General features: G+C 40.4%; 18 protein-coding genes and 1 other annotated feature. All 18 genes read right to left on the bottom strand.

Annotated features, from left to right (window positions below; all coding sequences use genetic code 11):
* Window positions 1-348, bottom strand: a 348-nt coding sequence (rpsL, locus tag BMSHG_RS24365) for a 30S ribosomal protein S12 (protein WP_019157081.1), incomplete at its 3' end; no start/stop codon positions are given.
* Between the two features lie 102 nt (window positions 349-450).
* Window positions 451-699 (bottom strand): 50S ribosomal protein L7ae-like protein, encoded by a 249-nt coding sequence (locus BMSHG_RS24360; protein ID WP_019157080.1) that lies wholly within the window; start codon window positions 697-699, stop codon window positions 451-453.
* A 186-nt stretch (window positions 700-885) separates the two neighbouring features.
* The gene (gene rpoC, locus BMSHG_RS24355) at window positions 886-4485 is read right to left on the bottom strand and encodes a DNA-directed RNA polymerase subunit beta' (protein WP_019157079.1); all 3600 of its coding nucleotides are present in this window, start codon (window positions 4483-4485) and stop codon (window positions 886-888) included.
* A gap of 131 nt (window positions 4486-4616) precedes the next feature.
* A complete protein-coding gene (gene rpoB, locus BMSHG_RS24350) occupies window positions 4617-8174 on the bottom strand; it encodes a DNA-directed RNA polymerase subunit beta (protein WP_019157078.1) in 3558 nt (1185 codons plus the stop codon).
* A gap of 276 nt (window positions 8175-8450) precedes the next feature.
* Entirely contained in the window at window positions 8451-9056 is a 606-nt protein-coding gene (locus BMSHG_RS24345; protein WP_019157077.1) for a class I SAM-dependent methyltransferase, read from the bottom strand.
* 94 nt (window positions 9057-9150) lie between these two features.
* Window positions 9151-9516, bottom strand: coding sequence for a 50S ribosomal protein L7/L12 (rplL, locus tag BMSHG_RS24340; protein ID WP_019157076.1), 366 nt, complete (start codon window positions 9514-9516; stop codon window positions 9151-9153).
* Window positions 9517-9577: 61 nt separating this feature from the next.
* Window positions 9578-10078, bottom strand: a complete 501-nt coding sequence (rplJ, locus tag BMSHG_RS24335) for a 50S ribosomal protein L10 (RefSeq protein WP_019157075.1) — start codon at window positions 10076-10078, stop codon at window positions 9578-9580.
* A 33-nt stretch (window positions 10079-10111) separates the two neighbouring features.
* Window positions 10112-10261: a sequence feature (ribosomal protein L10 leader region), on the bottom strand.
* A 56-nt stretch (window positions 10262-10317) separates the two neighbouring features.
* Window positions 10318-11061 (bottom strand): 50S ribosomal protein L1, encoded by a 744-nt coding sequence (gene rplA, locus BMSHG_RS24330; protein WP_026073613.1) that lies wholly within the window; start codon window positions 11059-11061, stop codon window positions 10318-10320.
* Between the two features lie 255 nt (window positions 11062-11316).
* Complete coding sequence (rplK, locus tag BMSHG_RS24325; protein ID WP_019157072.1) at window positions 11317-11742, bottom strand: 50S ribosomal protein L11; 426 nt, start codon at window positions 11740-11742, stop codon at window positions 11317-11319.
* A 278-nt stretch (window positions 11743-12020) separates the two neighbouring features.
* Window positions 12021-12554: a transcription termination/antitermination protein NusG gene (gene nusG, locus BMSHG_RS24320; RefSeq protein ID WP_019157071.1), complete on the bottom strand. Its 534-nt coding sequence runs from the start codon at window positions 12552-12554 to the stop codon at window positions 12021-12023.
* Window positions 12555-12810: 256 nt separating this feature from the next.
* Entirely contained in the window at window positions 12811-12990 is a 180-nt protein-coding gene (secE, locus tag BMSHG_RS24315) for a preprotein translocase subunit SecE (RefSeq protein WP_019157070.1), read from the bottom strand.
* 114 nt (window positions 12991-13104) lie between these two features.
* On the bottom strand, window positions 13105-13248 hold the full coding sequence (gene rpmG, locus BMSHG_RS27945) for a 50S ribosomal protein L33 (RefSeq protein WP_083879427.1): 144 nt from the start codon (window positions 13246-13248) through the stop codon (window positions 13105-13107).
* Window positions 13249-13474: 226 nt separating this feature from the next.
* Window positions 13475-14134 carry an RNA polymerase sporulation sigma factor SigH gene (sigH, locus tag BMSHG_RS24310; RefSeq protein WP_019157069.1) on the bottom strand — a complete coding sequence of 220 codons (660 nt, stop codon included), beginning with the start codon at window positions 14132-14134 and terminating at the stop codon, window positions 13475-13477.
* Window positions 14135-14203: 69 nt separating this feature from the next.
* Complete coding sequence (locus tag BMSHG_RS24305; RefSeq protein WP_019157068.1) at window positions 14204-14713, bottom strand: NYN domain-containing protein; 510 nt, start codon at window positions 14711-14713, stop codon at window positions 14204-14206.
* A gap of 5 nt (window positions 14714-14718) precedes the next feature.
* Complete coding sequence (rlmB, locus tag BMSHG_RS24300; protein ID WP_019157067.1) at window positions 14719-15459, bottom strand: 23S rRNA (guanosine(2251)-2'-O)-methyltransferase RlmB; 741 nt, start codon at window positions 15457-15459, stop codon at window positions 14719-14721.
* 1 nt (window position 15460) lies between these two features.
* Window positions 15461-15880: a Mini-ribonuclease 3 gene (locus BMSHG_RS24295; RefSeq protein WP_019157066.1), complete on the bottom strand. Its 420-nt coding sequence runs from the start codon at window positions 15878-15880 to the stop codon at window positions 15461-15463.
* 3 nt (window positions 15881-15883) lie between these two features.
* Window positions 15884-17281 carry a cysteine--tRNA ligase gene (cysS, locus tag BMSHG_RS24290; RefSeq protein ID WP_019157065.1) on the bottom strand — a complete coding sequence of 466 codons (1398 nt, stop codon included), beginning with the start codon at window positions 17279-17281 and terminating at the stop codon, window positions 15884-15886.
* Window position 17282: 1 nt separating this feature from the next.
* On the bottom strand, window positions 17283-17930 hold the full coding sequence (gene cysE, locus BMSHG_RS24285; protein ID WP_026073611.1) for a serine O-acetyltransferase: 648 nt from the start codon (window positions 17928-17930) through the stop codon (window positions 17283-17285).
* Window positions 17931-17949: the final 19 nt, after the last annotated feature.

Below are 17949 nucleotides of genomic sequence, written 5' to 3'. Positions count from 1 at the left end.
ATCTAATGCTCCACGAACGATGTGGTAACGTACCCCTGGTAAGTCCTTTACACGTCCGCCACGGATTAATACTACGCTGTGCTCTTGTAGATTGTGTCCGATACCAGGAATGTATGCAGTTACCTCGATGCCGTTTGTTAAACGTACACGAGCGTATTTACGTAACGCTGAGTTCGGTTTCTTCGGAGTCATTGTACCAACACGAGTACAAACACCGCGCTTTTGTGGAGATGATAAATCAGTTTGTGCTTTTTTGAAGCTGTTATAACCTTTGTTAAGCGCAGGTGATTTTGACTTTTCCTCTTTTGATTGACGAGGCTTGCGCACTAATTGGTTAATAGTAGGCATTTATGTTTCCTCCCTTCACTTTTTCATTTAAGCCCACACATCCAGGTGGTTCATTTTGAAACAAAAAACAAAGTCCTTGCAGATGTTCTACAAAAACAGTTTTTAATGGGTTATCGCAACGGTAGATGCAGCAACTTCAATGCCGCAAGCTTTTCCTAGTGATTTCATAGAATCAACATAGGTTACCGGGGTGTTTGTTTCTTTAGCTGTACGAACAACCGTTGCTGTCACATGTGGATCAGCATCTGTCGCTACTAGTACTTCTTTTACGTTTCCGTTCCTCAGCGCTTTTACCGTCTGCTTTGTTCCTACTATGAAATTTTCTGCCTGCCATACTTTTTCATAAGACATAGAACATATCCTCCAAAGTAACAGGTAATAGGAGCACCTTTGCTATATTAGCACCTTATAAAACCAATGTCAATAATAGTTGTTATTTTTTTATCATATTCTTACAAAATGCTCATTGCTAAAATCAAACTTAGTTTAAAAATGCGGTACTTACCTTTTGGCAAGTACCGCATCTATTTTGATCAATTACTCAACCGTTACAACATCATCTGATTCTTCGATCGCTGCAACTGGTTCTGCTTTGCGGTAACGCTGCATACCTGTACCTGCTGGAACAAGCTTACCAATAATTACATTTTCTTTTAAGCCGAGCAACTCGTCACGTTTTCCTTTAATCGCTGCATCTGTAAGAACACGTGTTGTTTCTTGGAACGATGCGGCAGATAAGAAGGAATCCGTTTCAAGTGACGCTTTTGTAATTCCGAGCAATACTGGACGGCCAGTTGCTGGTAATTTGCCTTCAAGAAGGGCTTTCTCATTTGCATCGGTAAATTGGTGAATGTCGAGCAGTGAACCTGGTAACACTTCAGTTTCTCCAGCATCGACGACACGGATTTTACGAAGCATTTGGCGGACCATTACTTCTACGTGCTTATCGCCAATCTCAACCCCTTGCATACGATAAACCTTTTGTACTTCTTTTAGTAAGTATTCTTGAACAGCTGCTACGTTTTTCACCTTGATTAGTTCTTTTGGATCAATAGAACCTTCTGTCAATTCTTGACCTCTTAATACGTGGTCATCGATTGCTACTTTAAGGCGCGCTGTATATGGTGCTGTATATGTTCGAGACTCGAGTTCTCCTTGGACAATGATTTCATGCTGACGGTCGCGTCCTTCATTAATCCCAACGACAACTCCATCAAGTTCAGAAATGACCGCTTGCCCTTTTGGATTACGAGCTTCGAAAATTTCTTGGATACGAGGTAAACCTTGTGTAATATCGTCTCCTGCTACCCCACCTGTGTGGAACGTACGCATTGTTAACTGTGTACCTGGCTCACCGATTGATTGAGCAGCAATAATACCAACTGCTTCACCCACTTCAACCTCTTGACCCGTTGCAAGGTTACGACCATAACATTTTTTACATACGCCATGGCGTGTATTACATGTGAAGGCAGAACGAATCCAAACTTCTTCAATCCCCAGCTCCGTGATTTCTGCAGCTAAATCCTCTGTAATCAACTCATTTTCAGCTACAATCACTTCTTTTGTTTCAGGGTGTTTGATCGCTCTTCTTGCATATCGACCAATCAAACGTTCATCTAATGCTTCGATGATTTCTGTGCCATCACGCAACGCTGAAACAAGCAATCCTCTATCAGTACCACAATCATCATCACGAACGATGACATCTTGTGCTACATCAACAAGACGACGAGTTAAGTAACCTGAGTCAGCTGTCTTAAGTGCTGTATCCGCAAGTCCTTTACGAGCACCGTGTGTAGAGATAAAGTACTCTAATACGGTTAACCCTTCACGGAAACTAGAGATAATCGGTAACTCAATGATACGTCCAGCCGGGTTCGCCATCAATCCACGCATACCAGCAAGCTGGGTGAAGTTCGATGCGTTACCACGGGCACCTGAGTCACTCATCATAAAGATTGGGTTTGTTTTCTCTAATGATTTCATTAGTTTTGCTTGAATATTATCCTTCGCAGCACTCCAGATGGAGATAACGCGATCATAACGCTCATCTTCCGTAATTAGACCACGTCTGAATTGCTTCATTACGTTATCTACTTTTCCTTGTGCTTCTTCGATAATTTCACGCTTTTCTTTTAATACAACGATATCAGCTACCCCAACGGTAATACCCGCTTTAGTAGAATATCGGAAACCAAGATTCTTCATGCGATCAAGCATTTTAGATGTCTCAGTAATCTTAAATCTCTTAAATACTTCCGCAATGATGTTCCCAAGAATTTTCTTCTTGAACGGGTCTACCAATGGCAAGCCTTTAATGATTTCTTTTACATCTGCACCCTTTTCTACAAAGTATTTCTTCGGAGTTTCTTCCTCTAAATTACTCTTTGTAGGTTCGTTGATGTAAGGGAAGGATTCAGGTAAAATTTCATTGAAAACGAGCTTCCCAACGGTTGTAATAAGAAGCATTTGGTTTTGTTCTTCCGTAAATGTTTCGTTATTTAAGGATCCTGCATGAACAGCTACACGAGTATGTAGATGAACATAACCATTTTGGTAAGCAATTAATGCTTCATTTGTATCCTTAAAGACCATTCCTTCACCAACTGCATTTTCACGTTCTAAAGTAAGGTAATAGTTACCAAGCACCATATCCTGAGATGGTGTAACAACTGGCTTTCCATCCTTAGGGTTTAGAATGTTTTGAGCTGCTAGCATAAGAAGCCTTGCTTCTGCTTGTGCTTCAGCAGATAACGGAACGTGTACAGCCATTTGGTCACCGTCAAAGTCCGCATTGTATGCCGTACATACAAGTGGATGAAGACGGATTGCACGACCTTCTACAAGAGTTGGTTCAAAAGCCTGAATACCTAGTCTGTGTAGTGTTGGGGCACGGTTCAAGAGAACCGGATGCTCCTTAATAACATCTTCAAGCACATCCCAAATTTCTGGTGATAAACGCTCGATTTTACGTTTTGCTGATTTAATATTATGGGCTAATCCTTTTTCAACAAGCTCCTTCATTACGAAAGGCTTGAATAATTCGATCGCCATTTCCTTCGGCAAACCGCATTGGTACATCTTCAAGTTCGGTCCAACTACGATAACGGAACGTCCAGAATAGTCAACACGCTTACCAAGAAGGTTTTGACGGAAACGCCCTTGTTTCCCTTTAAGCATATGAGAAAGGGACTTTAATGGACGGTTACCTGGTCCAGTAACTGGGCGACCACGACGACCATTATCAATTAAAGCATCCACAGCCTCTTGAAGCATACGCTTTTCATTTTGAACAATGATGCTAGGTGCTCCTAGATCTAATAGACGCTTTAAACGATTGTTACGATTAATCACTCGACGGTATAGGTCATTTAGATCGGATGTAGCAAAACGTCCACCATCTAATTGAACCATCGGACGAAGCTCCGGTGGGATAACTGGCAGCACATCTAGAATCATCCAAGATGGCTCATTTCCTGAATTACGGAACGCTTCTAATACTTCAAGTCTTTTGATTGCTCGAGTACGACGTTGTCCTTGAGCTGTTTTTAATTCCTCTTTCAAAAAGTCTACTTCTTTATCGAGGTCAATGTCTGTAAGAAGCCTTTTGATGGATTCTGCACCCATAGACGCTTGGAATTTATTTCCGTACTTATCACGATATGCACGGTATTCCTTCTCAGATAAAAGTTGTTTCTTTTCAAGAGGAGTGTCACCAGGTTCAGTAACCACGTAAGAAGCAAAATAAATCACTTCTTCTAAAGCACGTGGAGACATGTCAAGGATTAATCCCATTCTGCTCGGGATTCCTTTGAAGTACCAAATATGTGATACAGGTGCTGCTAATTCGATGTGTCCCATGCGTTCACGACGAACTTTTGCTCTTGTTACTTCAACACCACAACGATCACAAACTACACCCTTATAACGGACACGCTTGTATTTACCACAATGACATTCCCAGTCTTTTTGTGGTCCGAAAATGCGCTCGCAGAAAAGACCGTCTTTTTCCGGTTTTAATGTACGATAGTTAATTGTTTCTGGTTTTTTTACTTCACCAAAAGACCAAGAACGAATTTTATCGGGTGAAGCGAGACCAATCTTCATATACTCAAAATTATTGACATCCAGCAAGGGGCCTACCTCCCTTTTGATCTACAGGTTTTACCCTTTTTGCTAATCTATGATTACAAATTCCGCAACTCTTCCTTTCACAGTTGTGATAAAAGAGTTACGGATGTATTTCTTAAACTCGTACAATTACGTTATTCTTGGATCCCGACTTTTTCGGATTCTGTTTCTTCAGTGACAGGAGCGACGGTTAGTGATTCTGCTTGCTGTTCCTCATCATCTTCTAAATCACGCATTTCAATTTCTTTTTCATCACCTGAAAGGATTTTAACATCCATTCCTAAGCTTTGAAGTTCTTTCATTAATACGCGGAATGATTCAGGGACACCTGGTTCTGGAACATTTTCCCCTTTGACGATTGCTTCGTATGTTTTCACACGACCAACAACGTCATCGGATTTTACTGTTAAGATTTCTTGTAGGGTATACGCAGCACCATAGGCCTCTAACGCCCAAACTTCCATTTCCCCAAATCTTTGCCCACCAAACTGTGCTTTACCACCAAGTGGTTGCTGAGTAACGAGTGAGTAAGGACCTGTTGAACGAGCATGAAGCTTATCATCAACCATGTGCGCAAGCTTAATCATGTACATTACCCCAACAGAAACACGATTATCGAACGGCTCTCCAGAGCGACCATCGTAAAGGACCGTTTTTGCATCGCGATCCATTCCTGCTTCTTCAATCGTTGACCACACGTCTTCCTCGCGTGCACCATCGAATACCGGTGAAGCAACATGGATACCTAGCTGTCTTGCAGCCATTCCTAAATGAAGCTCTAACACCTGACCAATGTTCATACGAGAAGGAACCCCTAATGGGTTTAACATGATATCAACTGGCGTACCATCAGGTAAATATGGCATATCTTCTTCTGGTAAAATACGAGAGATAACCCCTTTGTTACCGTGACGTCCAGCCATTTTATCGCCTTCGTGGATTTTACGTTTTTGCACGATATACACACGAACTAGCTGGTTAACACCTGGAGGAAGTTCGTCGCCATCTTCACGATTAAAGACTTTCACATCGTGAACGATACCGCCACCACCGTGTGGTACACGAAGTGATGTGTCACGTACTTCACGTGCTTTCTCGCCGAAGATCGCATGTAATAAACGTTCTTCTGCAGTAAGCTCTGTTACTCCTTTAGGTGTTACTTTACCGACTAATAAATCTCCGTCTTTTACTTCCGCACCGATGCGGATAATTCCGCGCTCATCAAGATTTCTTAGCGCATCTTCCCCGACGTTTGGAATATCACGAGTGATTTCTTCCGGTCCTAATTTTGTATCACGAGACTCTGATTCGTACTCTTCAATATGAATCGAAGTATAGACATCATCTTTAACTAAACGCTCACTCATGATGATGGCATCCTCATAGTTATAGCCATCCCATGTCATGAATGCAACTAGAACATTTCGTCCAAGAGCAAGTTCTCCCAGTTCCATAGAAGGACCATCTGCAAGAATTTCTCCTTTTGTTACACGATTTCCAACTGCAACGATTGGACGTTGATTATAGCAAGTACCTTGGTTAGAGCGGACAAATTTTAACATCCGATATTTATCAAGGTTGCCCTTTACTTCTTGACCATCTACAACAGAAATGCGACGAACCCATACTTCGCGCGCTTCAACATGCTCAACAATTCCTTCATGTTTACAGATGACAGCAGCACCTGAATCCTTACCAGAAACATACTCCATACCTGTACCTACACGAGGAGCCTCTGGTTGCATAAGAGGAACAGCTTGTCGCTGCATGTTTGCACCCATCAAGGCACGGTTCGAGTCATCATTTTCTAAGAATGGAATACACGCTGTTGCAGCAGATACTACCTGCTTAGGAGATACATCCATATAATCGATACGTTCTCTCTTTGTAACCGTATTTTCACCGCGGAAACGAGAGATAATATCTTCATCAAGGAATGAACCATCCTCACCTAAACGAGCATTCGCCTGAGCGACAACATAGTTATCCTCTTCATCCGCAGTTAAGTAATCAATTTGATTGGTTACTTTCCCTGTTTCAGGATCAACTCGACGATATGGAGTCTCAATGAAACCAAAACGATTAACCTTCGCATATGAAGATAAGGAGTTGATCAAACCGATGTTTGGTCCTTCAGGCGTTTCAATTGGACACATACGACCATAGTGAGAGTAGTGAACGTCACGCACTTCCATCCCGGCGCGTTCACGGGTTAAACCACCAGGTCCTAATGCAGAAAGACGTCGCTTATGCGTAAGTTCTGCTAATGGATTCGTTTGATCCATGAACTGGGATAACTGAGAGCTTCCAAAGAATTCTTTAATCGAAGCAATTACAGGACGAATATTGATCAATTGCTGCGGAGTAATCGTATTCGTATCTTGAATAGACATTCTTTCACGCACAACACGTTCCATACGGGATAACCCAATACGGAATTGGTTTTGTAAAAGCTCTCCAACTGAACGAAGACGACGATTTCCTAAATGATCGATATCATCTGTATCTCCTACTCCATAGAGCAAGTTAAAGAAATAACTAATAGAAGCAATAATATCTGCTGGAGAAATATTCTTCACAGCTTCTTCAACATAAGCATTTCCGATGACATTGATAATTTTTTCTCCATCTTCATTTGGAGCATAAATTTTAATAGATTGTAGTAAAACATCGTTCTCCACGACACCACCAACAGGGCTGATCGTTTTGAAACCAATATTTTTCTCTAAATAAGGAATAATACGATCTAATGTACGACGATCAAGTAATACTCCCTTTTCTGCGATTATTTCACCTGTTTCAGGGTCGACAAGCGTTTCTGCTAGACGCTGATTAAACAAACGATTCTTTATATGAAGCTTCTTATTGATTTTATACCGACCTACATTCGCTAAATCATAGCGCTTCGGATCGAAAAATCTAGAAACCAATAAACTTTTCGCGTTTTCTACAGTTGGTGGCTCACCTGGACGTAGGCGTTCATAAATTTCAAGTAACGCTTTATCCGTACCTTCAGTGTTGTCTTTTTCGAGAGTGTTACGAAGATACTCGTTCTCTCCAATTAAATCTAAAATTTCTTGGTCAGAGCCAAATCCAAGAGAACGCAAAAGAACCGTAACAGGCAATTTCCTCGTACGATCAATCCTTACGTAAACTACATCTTTGGCATCAGTTTCATACTCTAACCAAGCACCACGGTTCGGAATGACAGTAGCACCAAAACCTCTTTTACCGTTTTTGTCTACTTTTCCGCTATAGTACACACTTGGTGAGCGTACTAATTGCGAAACGATAACACGTTCCGCCCCGTTAATTACAAACGTCCCAGTTTCTGTCATTAATGGGAAATCTCCCATAAAGACATCCTGATCCTTAACCTCGCCCGTCTCTTTATTGACAAGACGAACCTTTACTCGCAATGGCGCTGAATATGTAACATCTCGTTCTTTCGATTCCTCAACGGAATATTTCGGATCGCCAAGGCTGTAATCAATAAACTCCAGAGACAGATTACCAGTGAAGTCTTCGATCGGTGAAATATCCTGAAACATTTCACGCAATCCTTCATCCAAAAACCATTGATATGAAGCGGTTTGGATTTCAATTAGATTTGGTAATTCTAATACTTCACTGATTCGTGCGTAACTTCTCCGCTTACGGTGTCGTCCATACTGAACTAGTTGACCTGTCAACTGATTCACCCCTCAAATCAAGCGTTATAGTGCATCTATTGCCGTCTTATAAGATCACGGAGACGCCTTGACTGGCTAAAACAATCCAAGAGGCCTCATCTTGTAAGACAAAAAGAAAAAGGGTTTTATTTCTCAAAAACCACATTTTTCAGATTACGAACTATTATTTTGTTAGTTTTTCCTTACTAAACCAACTTTATACAAAAATCGTTGAAATTAGTAATTGTACCAGTTTATATTATGTTGGCATTGTATAATGCTAACATAATCAAAATGTCAAGTCAAATATTTTTTTGCACATAAAATAAAATATCCTTTTTTCTTTTCTACCGTCTCTACATTGCCAAAAAGTGCGCTTAATTTTTCAATTGCCGAAGGGGCTCCTTGCTTTTTTTGAATGACCACCCAAAGCTCTCCCCCCTCTTTCAAATGAGAAAAGCTTTGTTCAAAAATATCATGCACAGTCTTTTTACCTGCCCGAATCGGCGGATTCGTTAAAATCGCCGCAAACTCTCTATGCTCAACATTCGTTAGACGATCACTTTCATAAATCGAGACATTCGAAACACTGTTCAAAGCTGCATTTTCCTTTGCCAGCGATAACGCTCGCTCGTTAACATCAACCATATGTATATGACGCCCGGTATCCTTGGCCAAAGATAACCCGATCGGTCCGTAACCACACCCAACATCCAACAAATCTCCTTCAATATCTGGTAATCGGAAAGATTCCACCAATAACCTCGAACCGAAGTCTACTTCACCTTTAGAAAAAACACCGTTATCCGTTTTAAACTTCAGATCATAATTTCTTAAAGTGAAATTCCAATATTTCGGATTACTTTCAACCTTCTGTTCGCGAGAATAATAATGTTCTGACATGAACTCACCTCTTTCTACATGCATTATAGAAAAATTCATTAGGAAACACAAAAAAAGCCCGCTATATTAGCGAGCTTTTTATTGATAAAAGAAATTACTTAACTTCTACGCCAGCTCCAACTTCTTCAAGCTTAGCTTTGATTTCTTCAGCTTCTTCTTTAGAAGCTCCTTCTTTAACTGGTTTTGGAGTGTTATCAACAAGTTCTTTTGCTTCTTTAAGTCCAAGACCTGTGATTTCACGAACAACCTTGATAACTTTGATTTTTTGATCTCCTGCAGAAGCAAGAACAACATCAAATTCAGTTTTTTCTTCAGCAGCGCCACCAGCAGCAGCTCCACCCATAACAGCTACAGGAGCAGCAGCAGTTACGCCAAATTCTTCTTCAATAGCTTTTACTAGGTCATTTAATTCTAAAACAGTCATATTTTTAACTGCTTCAATGATTTGTTCTTTAGTCATGATATAATTTCCTCCTTGGAATGTTTTTCGTTTATTTTAAATACCAATCAAAATTTCTAGCTTATGCGCCTTGTTCTTCTTTTTGATCTGCCACAGCTTTTGTAGCAAGAGCAAGGTTGCGGATAGGTGCTTGAAGCACGCTGAGTAACATAGATAGTAAGCCTTCGCGAGATGGTAGATCTGCAAGAGCTTTAATGTCATCAACAGTTGCTACATTACCTTCGATAACACCTGCTTTAATTTCAAGTGCTTCATGCTTTTTCGCAAATTCGTTAATGATTTTCGCTGGTGCGACTACATCTTCTGCACTGAACGCAATTGCGTTTGGTCCAGTAAGAACCTCATTCAATCCAGTAAGTTCAGTAGCTACTGTAGCACGACGAGTCAAAGTGTTTTTGTAAACTTTGAATTCTACTCCAGCTTCACGAAGTTGTTTACGAAGTTCAGTAACTTCTGCAACGTTTAAACCACGGTAATCAACGACAACTGTGGATACACTTGACTTAAGTTTACCAGCAATCTCGTCAACGATTGTTTGTTTTTGTTCGATAGCGTTGCCCATCTTTACACCTCCTGTAGATTTCTACACTTATACCGATGCAATAAAAAACCTCCACATCTAACAGACATGGAGGGAGTATACAATAGTCGTAGTACAACTAAATCTTTCATCTATCGTATGACCTCGGTAGGGAAGTTTAAGCCGTATGGCCCCTACTGTCTGCGGTACAAATGTTATTTATTTTTCACAACAGAATCTATTATATAAAATATAATTCTTGTTGTCAATTTATATTTAAATTATTTCGCAGCAGAAGATGAAGGATCAACCTTAACCCCTGGTCCCATTGTTGTCGTAACTGTTACATTTTTCATGTAAGTTCCTTTTGCAGCTGCAGGCTTAGCTTTCATTAATGTTTCGAAAATTGTGTTGAAGTTTTCAACCAACTTTTCGTTTTCAAATGAAGCTTTACCGATTGGCACATGAATGTTACCAGATTTATCAACACGGTATTCTACTTTACCAGCTTTGATTTCGTTAACAGCTTTTGTTACATCAAAAGTAACGGTTCCAGTTTTAGGGTTTGGCATTAAACCTTTAGGTCCTAATACACGACCAAGTTTACCAACTTCACCCATCATATCTGGAGTTGCTACGATCACATCAAATTCGAACCAACCTTGGTTGATTTTGTTGATGTATTCTGCATCTCCAACATAATCTGCACCAGCAGCTTCTGCTTCTTTCATTTTTTCGCCTTTAGCGAAAACTAATACACGTTGAGTTTTACCAGTTCCGTTTGGAAGAACAACAGCTCCACGGATTTGTTGGTCAGCTTTCTTAGGATCTACTCCTAAACGAAATGCCGCTTCAACAGTTGCATCAAATTTAGCAAAGTTTGTTTTCTTTGCAAGATCAATTGCTTCTACTACAGGATAAGCTTTTAGACGATCTACAAGCTTTGTAGCTTCTAAATACTTCTTACCTTTTTTAGTCATTTTTATTTCCTCCCTGAAATGTGGTTTTAGCGGATAACCTCCCACTTAGAAAAGCGCAAGAGCCTTGTTCATGGGCGACAAGCATAAGACGAGTCGGCATGGAGGTTTGTACTTTAACCTCCTTGACGGATTGGCTTATGACCAAGGGAAAATGTTATTTCAATTTTCCACTCGAGCCCATAGGCTCTGGAGCTAGACAAAACGAAAAGCGCTAGGCGTTTTTCGGCAAAACAAAGGTTGCGAGTGAAACCAAATTCAACGTCGCAACCCCCTTTAATCAACCTTAAAACTAAGCATGAATTAGTCTTCGATAACGATACCCATGCTGCGTGCAGTACCTTCAACCATGCGCATAGCTGCTTCAACACTAGCTGCATTTAAATCAGGCATTTTTGATTCAGCAATCTCGCGTACTTTATCACGCTTAACTGTTGCTACCTTATTACGGTTTGGTTCACCAGAACCAGACTCGATTCCAGCTGCTTTCTTAAGAAGAACGGCAGCAGGTGGAGTTTTCGTAATAAATGTAAATGAACGGTCTTCAAATACCGTAATTTCAACAGGTATGATTAAACCAGCTTGTTCAGCTGTACGAGCGTTAAACTCTTTACAGAATCCCATGATGTTTACACCTGCTTGACCTAGTGCCGGTCCAACTGGTGGTGCTGGATTCGCTTTAGCTGCAGGAATCTGCAATTTTACGACCTTAATTACTTTTTTAGCCACGAGACACACCTCCTTAAAGTCCGTGATGTGGTAATAGGGTGAATTTACAACAGTAAAAACCAACCCTCCCACTCAACAAGTTGTCTTTATATCATAAATAAAGATCTCGGCAATATTTTGTCTCTTTCTCGAGACATACTGACCTATGAAATATTATCACTTTTCAAAGTCGATTTCAAGTTTTTTTGAAAAAGAAATGAAAGGATAGATTCTAACCTACTAAAAACGCAAGTTCGTCAACTAGTTCTTCTTGCGAACCAGTCGCCACTCTACACCTTTTATAATTTGTCAATTTGTGTAAACTCAAGTTCCACCGGCGTGTCACGGCCAAACATATTAACAAGTACTTTGAGCTTCGCTTTATCTTTATCAATCTCTTCAATAGATCCAGTAAAGTTCGCAAACGGACCCTCTTTCACTCGAACCGTTTCCCCAATTTCAAAGTCAATATCAATTCTTCTCTCTTCAACACCTAATGTCTTCAGAATCGAATTGATCTCTTCTGGTAAAAGCGGAGTCGGTTTTGAACCAGAACCCGCTGAACCAACGAACCCTGTTACTCCCGGAGTATTACGCACTACATACCAAGAATCGTCCGTCATGATGATTTCAACTAAAACGTAGCCTGGAAACACTTTGCGCTTCACTGTTTTTTTCTTACCATTTTTAATATCAGTTTCTTCTTCCTCTGGCACGATTACACGGAAAATCTTATCCTGCATTCCCATCGTTTCTACACGTTTCTCTAGGTTTGTTTTTACCTTATTTTCGTAGCCTGAGTAAGTATGAACAACATACCAATTTTTTTCCATTTGTCAGGACGCTATGTCCTTCCCTCCCTACACAAATCAAATTCTCCTCAATGAGCTTACGTAAATCTCCCGCACACTCAAAAGGCAAAACTTCCGTTCAATAAAGCGATCCCTAGATTTCTAATCTCATCACAGGCATCCCATCATTAAAAACATCATGCTTGTCTATTTTTTTGCAAATTAAAAAACCCGTCACCGGGCTTTGAAAAAAATTCCTATCATATTTTCCATTATACCATTAAGACATGGGTGTTATTCAAGGAATTAAACGAATCAATTCAGAAATTCCTAAATCGATTACTGCAAAGAAAAGGGTAAAGAAAATAACAGTCACTAAAACGGTAATCGTATAACTTGTTAGTTCTTTCCTTTTCGGCCAACTGACTTTTCCCATTTCACGGCCGACGTCTTTGAAAAAATTTACGATGCGTTGCATGAGTGAGACCTCCAACTTTTTAAGGAATTGCTGTTCTAAGAAGACTTTGACATGGCTATTCAAGCTTACTTCGGAATTGGCCACTTAGAAGAATATCTATCTATTTAAATCCAATTATTTCGTTTCACGATGAAGCGTGTGTGCATTGCATGTGTTGCAAAATTTGTTTAATTCCAAACGCTCCGATTCCTTCTTGCTTGCAGTTGAATAATTCCTACTTCCACACTGAGAACAGGCAAGAGCAACCTTCTTTATCATCTTGGTCACCTACTACATTTTTCTCAATCATTGTTTCTTTCAGTTAGCCTACTCGAACATGATAAGAGTCCGCACACACTAACTGCGATACGCCGCCCAGTATAAACTGCATTGGTCGGTATTAAAACCATTGCAAATACGACAATCCGCACGGAACAGTTTTTCTCTAAAACTGTATCACGGACAAGTTACACTGTCAATATGAAATAGGAGTAAGCACCTACTATCACAACGTCAGTTCTCTTACTTCTAGATATCTCTCTAACTTCCTCTTGACTCGTTGGAGGGCATTGTCAATGGACTTCACATGTCGATTTAACTCTTCAGATATTTCTTGGTAAGATTGTCCATCCAAATACAAGGCCAAAACCTTACGCTCTAAATCACTCAAGAGCTCAGACATTTTTACCTCGATATGATCAAACTCTTCTTGATTGATAATCAGCTCTTCCGGATCCATCACCTTCGCACCAGAGATAACATCCATTAACGTTCGATCTGATTCTTCATCATAGATCGGCTTGTCCAACGATACGTACGAATTTAGCGGAATATGTTTTTGCCTTGTTGCCGTTTTGATCGCAGTTATAATTTGTCTTGTGATACATAGCTCCGCAAACGCTTTAAAAGAAGTGAGCTTGTCCTCTTTGAAATCACGAATGGCCTTATATAAACCAATCATGCCTTCTTGGACAATATCCTCTTTATCTGCGCCAATTAAAAAATAGGACCTAGCTTTTGCCCGCACGAAATTACGGTACTTGTGAATGAGGAAATCCAAGGCCTCACCTGCACCTTGATGAACCATCTCCACCAACTCTTCATCTTCCAGCTGAACATAATTGATAAAACTTTCGTTTCCTTTTGTTCCGTAGTCAGTACTCACTAGGATCCCCCCGACCGTACAAGCTAGTTAGCAATATTATACAGTAGCTTTTTTTACCCCGTCAACCTGTCATCTCTCGCCTCGTCGCCATTTTTCAAAAATTTCTGCCACTTCCTTGCTAAGAGGAATCTTTGAATTCGGTCCAAGGTCTTGAATTTTTTTGACCTTTTTTTCGATCCTTCGTTCAATCGATTCCATCTCTATCAATAGCTCTCTTGCTGATTTACGCAACGCTCCTTGTCCAAAAATCGCCCATTGTTCTGTGTAATCAGATGTGGCCACATGGATTTGTGTCTTGCGATTATTTAGAGAAATAGCAAGTTTTTCAATTCTTTCGTCTGCCGTCTCATTATTTCTCGTGAAAATAACATCAACTTTGAAATTGCGATATTTTTTTTCAGTCCCTTTAACGTATTGTGCATCAAAGACAACAATGACTCGATACCCTGAATACGCTTGATATTCCGCCATTTTTTCGACCAGTCGATCTCTCGCAGCAGCTAAATCTTTATGTTTCAATGCTTTAAGTTCAGGCCAATCACCGATTATGTTATAGCCATCTACAATCAGGATGTCCATGTTCTTCACCCAAGAGGGGAACGTTTGCGAAACACTTCGTACATGAGTAGTGCTGCCGCAACGGAAGCATTCAAGGAAGTTACTTTCCCTTTCATCGGCAAACGGATAAGAAAGTCACACTTATCTCTAATTAAACGACCCATCCCTTTCCCTTCACTTCCAATTACAAGACCTAGTGGTAGCGTCCCATCAAATTGACGAAAGTCTTCTTTTCCTTTTGCGTCTGTTCCAGCTATCCAAACACCACGTTCTTTCAATTCATCAATCGTTCTCGCCATATTGGTCACTCTAACAACTGGGATATATTCAATCGCTCCCGTTGACGCTTTCGCAACCGTTGCCGTTAAACCTACCGCTCTTCGTTTTGGAATAATAATGCCGTGAGCACCGACTGCATCAGCTGTTCTCATAATCGATCCTAAATTATGGGGATCTTCAATTTCGTCTAACAGGATAAAGAAAGGAGCCTCATTCCTCTTCTCTGCCAAGGAAAATAGATCATCTAGTTCCGCATATTGATAGGCAGCAACTTGAGCAACGACTCCTTGATGATTCCCTTCGACCAAACCATCAATTTTTTTCTTCGGTACAAATTGCACCATGACATTTCGTTCTTTTGCTAACCCTATCACTTGTTGCATCTGCCCTTTTTGAGAGCCCTCTGCAATTAATACTTTGTTGACATCCCGATCCGATTTTAACGCTTCAATTACAGGGTTTTTCCCAATAATGTAATCTTGACTCAAATTAGGCTCCTCCTTTCTGTCCACGAACAATATCTAATGATTTCTTCACAATCTCATCTAACCGCTCTTCTCTTTTTAATAAATATAGATAGCCAATCAACGCTTCAAAAGCCGTACCGTACCGATACGTTTGCACATCTGTGTTCTTTGGTACGGTACCTGACTTCGCATTTCTGCCTCTCATTACAACGGCTGTCTCTTCATCTGTCAGTAGCTTTTCATCAAGAAAATGATGAATCATCATTGCCTGCGCCTTTGCAGATACATATTTCGTTGCTTCTTTATGGAGGTGATGCGGCTTAACCCGCCCATTATGCAAAAGGTGTTCACGAACATATACCTCAAACACAGCATCACCCATGTAAGCTAATGCTAAACTATTCAATTGTTTCACTTCTAAATTGTTTTCATATTGAAGCATCTGTTAGCCTCTTTTCCAACGAGTACCTTGAGGAGTATCCTCTAAAATAATATTCATATCCTTTAGTTGGTCACGAATTTCATCAGCTAACTGGAAATTCCGATCCTTACGAGCCTGAATTCGCTTCTGAATCAACGCATCGATCTCTTCGTCTAGTAGTGCTTCATCTTCAAGCTTAAGCCCCAACACGTCAAATAGTCCCTTAAATTCAGCCATCAGTGCATCAATTACTTCAACAGAAGTATTCTTTTCGATCAAATATAAATTAGCAAGCTTCGATAATTCAAACAACACAGAAATTCCATTCGCTGTATTAAAATCATCATCCATTGCTTCGATAAACTGAGCTCTTAGCCCTTCGATTTTTTCGATCCATTGCTGATTATTATCCGTTAGATCCGTACTTGCTTCTTGACGGTGCTTTACATTCTGATAGGACGTCTTTATCCGTTCAAGTGCTGATTGGGTATGAACAAGCAACTCCTCAGAATAGTTGATTGGATTGCGATAATGGACAGACAGCATAAAGAATCGTAACACTTGCGGATCATGTCTTTTAATAATGTCATGAACAAGAACAAAATTCCCTAATGATTTAGACATTTTTTCATTATCAATGTTGATATAGCCATTGTGCATCCAATACCGAGCGAATTCCTTTCCAGTTAATGCCTCGGATTGGGCAATTTCATTCTCATGATGTGGGAAGGCTAGATCTTGCCCACCTGCGTGGATATCGATGGTATCACCTAAATATTTTCTCGCCATCGCAGAGCATTCAATATGCCAACCAGGTCTTCCTTTACCCCAAGGACTATCCCAAGAAATTTCACCAGGTTTCACCGCTTTCCAAAGGGCAAAATCAAGCGCATCCTGTTTCTTCTCGCCAACCGCAATACGTGCGCCGACTCTTAGTTCGTCAATCGACTGATGTGAAAGCTTGCCATACTCTTTAAACATACGTGTATGGTAGTAAACGTCTCCTTCTGATTCATAAGCAAACCCTTTTTCAATTAGCGTACGAATAAAATCAATAATAATATCCATATTTTCCGTAACACGCGGATGAACATCTGCTGCTTGACATCCTAATGCATGCACATCTTCATGATAAGCCGTGATAAAGCGATCGGCGATATCAGGGACTTCTTCTCCTAGTTCATTGGCTACACGTATGAGTTTATCGTCCACATCAGTGAAATTAGAAATAAACTGCACATCATAACCACGGAATTGAAAATATCTTCTCACCGTATCAAAGACAATGGCCGGGCGAGCATTCCCAATATGAATATAGTTGTATACAGTTGGACCACACACATACATTTTCACTTTCCCCTCTTCCAAGGGCATAAAATCTTCTTTCTGTCTTGTTAGCGTATTATAAATTTTAATCGCCATTCTAAAAGCTCCTTTCTCGCTGTAACTCCTCTATTTCCTTTTGTAATTCCTTCACTTTTTGTTCAACCTCTTTAAATCGATCAGCAACCGGATCTGGAAGGTCTGAATGGTTTAAATCCTTGTTGAGTCTTACGCCGTCCTGAATGACTACTTTACCTGGAATACCAACGACCGTTGAATTTGGCGGAACCTCCTTCAGAACAACTGAACCTGCACCTATTTTAGAATTTTCCCCCACTGTAATCGAACCTAGTACTTTTGCTCCAGTAGCTATCAAGGCATTATCCTTGATTGTCGGATGACGCTTCCCCTTTTCTTTCCCCGTACCACCGAGTGTCACACCTTGGAATACTGTGACATTGTCGCCAATTTCACATGTCTCCCCGATGACAACACCCATTCCGTGATCGATAAAAAATCGTCTTCCTATTTTCGCTCCAGGATGAATTTCAATTCCGGTAAAGAAACGACTAATTTGTGAGATGACCCGGGCAATAAAATAGAGCTTTCGTTTATAAAAGGCATGTGCAATTCGATGACTCCAAATCGCATGTAAACCAGAATAGGTTAAAATGACTTCGAGATAGGTTCTTGCAGCTGGATCTTGATCAAAGACAACATCAATATCCTCCTTCAACATCTTAAACATGACAACCTCTTCCCCCTTC

Source organism: Robertmurraya massiliosenegalensis JC6 (assembly GCF_000311725.1).
Classification (GTDB): domain Bacteria; phylum Bacillota; class Bacilli; order Bacillales; family Cytobacillaceae; genus Robertmurraya; species Robertmurraya massiliosenegalensis.
The sequence above is the reverse complement of the archived record's forward strand: the minus strand, read 5'-3'. Positions and strand labels throughout refer to the sequence as shown.

What these genes read in the sequence shown, in the direction of transcription:
- BMSHG_RS24360 (WP_019157080.1), bottom strand. Translation starts at nt 699, where the DNA reads ATGTCTTATGAAAAAGTATGGCAGGCAGAAAATTTCATAGTAGGAACA.
- BMSHG_RS24345 (WP_019157077.1), bottom strand. Translation starts at nt 9,056, where the DNA reads ATGTCAGAACATTATTATTCTCGCGAACAGAAGGTTGAAAGTAATCCG.
- rplL (WP_019157076.1), bottom strand. Translation starts at nt 9,516, where the DNA reads ATGACTAAAGAACAAATCATTGAAGCAGTTAAAAATATGACTGTTTTA.
- rplJ (WP_019157075.1), bottom strand. Translation starts at nt 10,078, where the DNA reads ATGGGCAACGCTATCGAACAAAAACAAACAATCGTTGACGAGATTGCT.
- nusG (WP_019157071.1), bottom strand. Translation starts at nt 12,554, where the DNA reads ATGGAAAAAAATTGGTATGTTGTTCATACTTACTCAGGCTACGAAAAT.
- secE (WP_019157070.1), bottom strand. Translation starts at nt 12,990, where the DNA reads ATGCAACGCATCGTAAATTTTTTCAAAGACGTCGGCCGTGAAATGGGA.
- rpmG (WP_083879427.1), bottom strand. Translation starts at nt 13,248, where the DNA reads ATGATAAAGAAGGTTGCTCTTGCCTGTTCTCAGTGTGGAAGTAGGAAT.
- BMSHG_RS24305 (WP_019157068.1), bottom strand. Translation starts at nt 14,713, where the DNA reads ATGGACATCCTGATTGTAGATGGCTATAACATAATCGGTGATTGGCCT.
- BMSHG_RS24295 (WP_019157066.1), bottom strand. Translation starts at nt 15,880, where the DNA reads ATGCTTCAATATGAAAACAATTTAGAAGTGAAACAATTGAATAGTTTA.
- cysS (WP_019157065.1), bottom strand. Translation starts at nt 17,281, where the DNA reads ATGGCGATTAAAATTTATAATACGCTAACAAGACAGAAAGAAGATTTT.
- cysE (WP_026073611.1), bottom strand. Translation starts at nt 17,930, where the DNA reads ATGTTTAAGATGTTGAAGGAGGATATTGATGTTGTCTTTGATCAAGAT.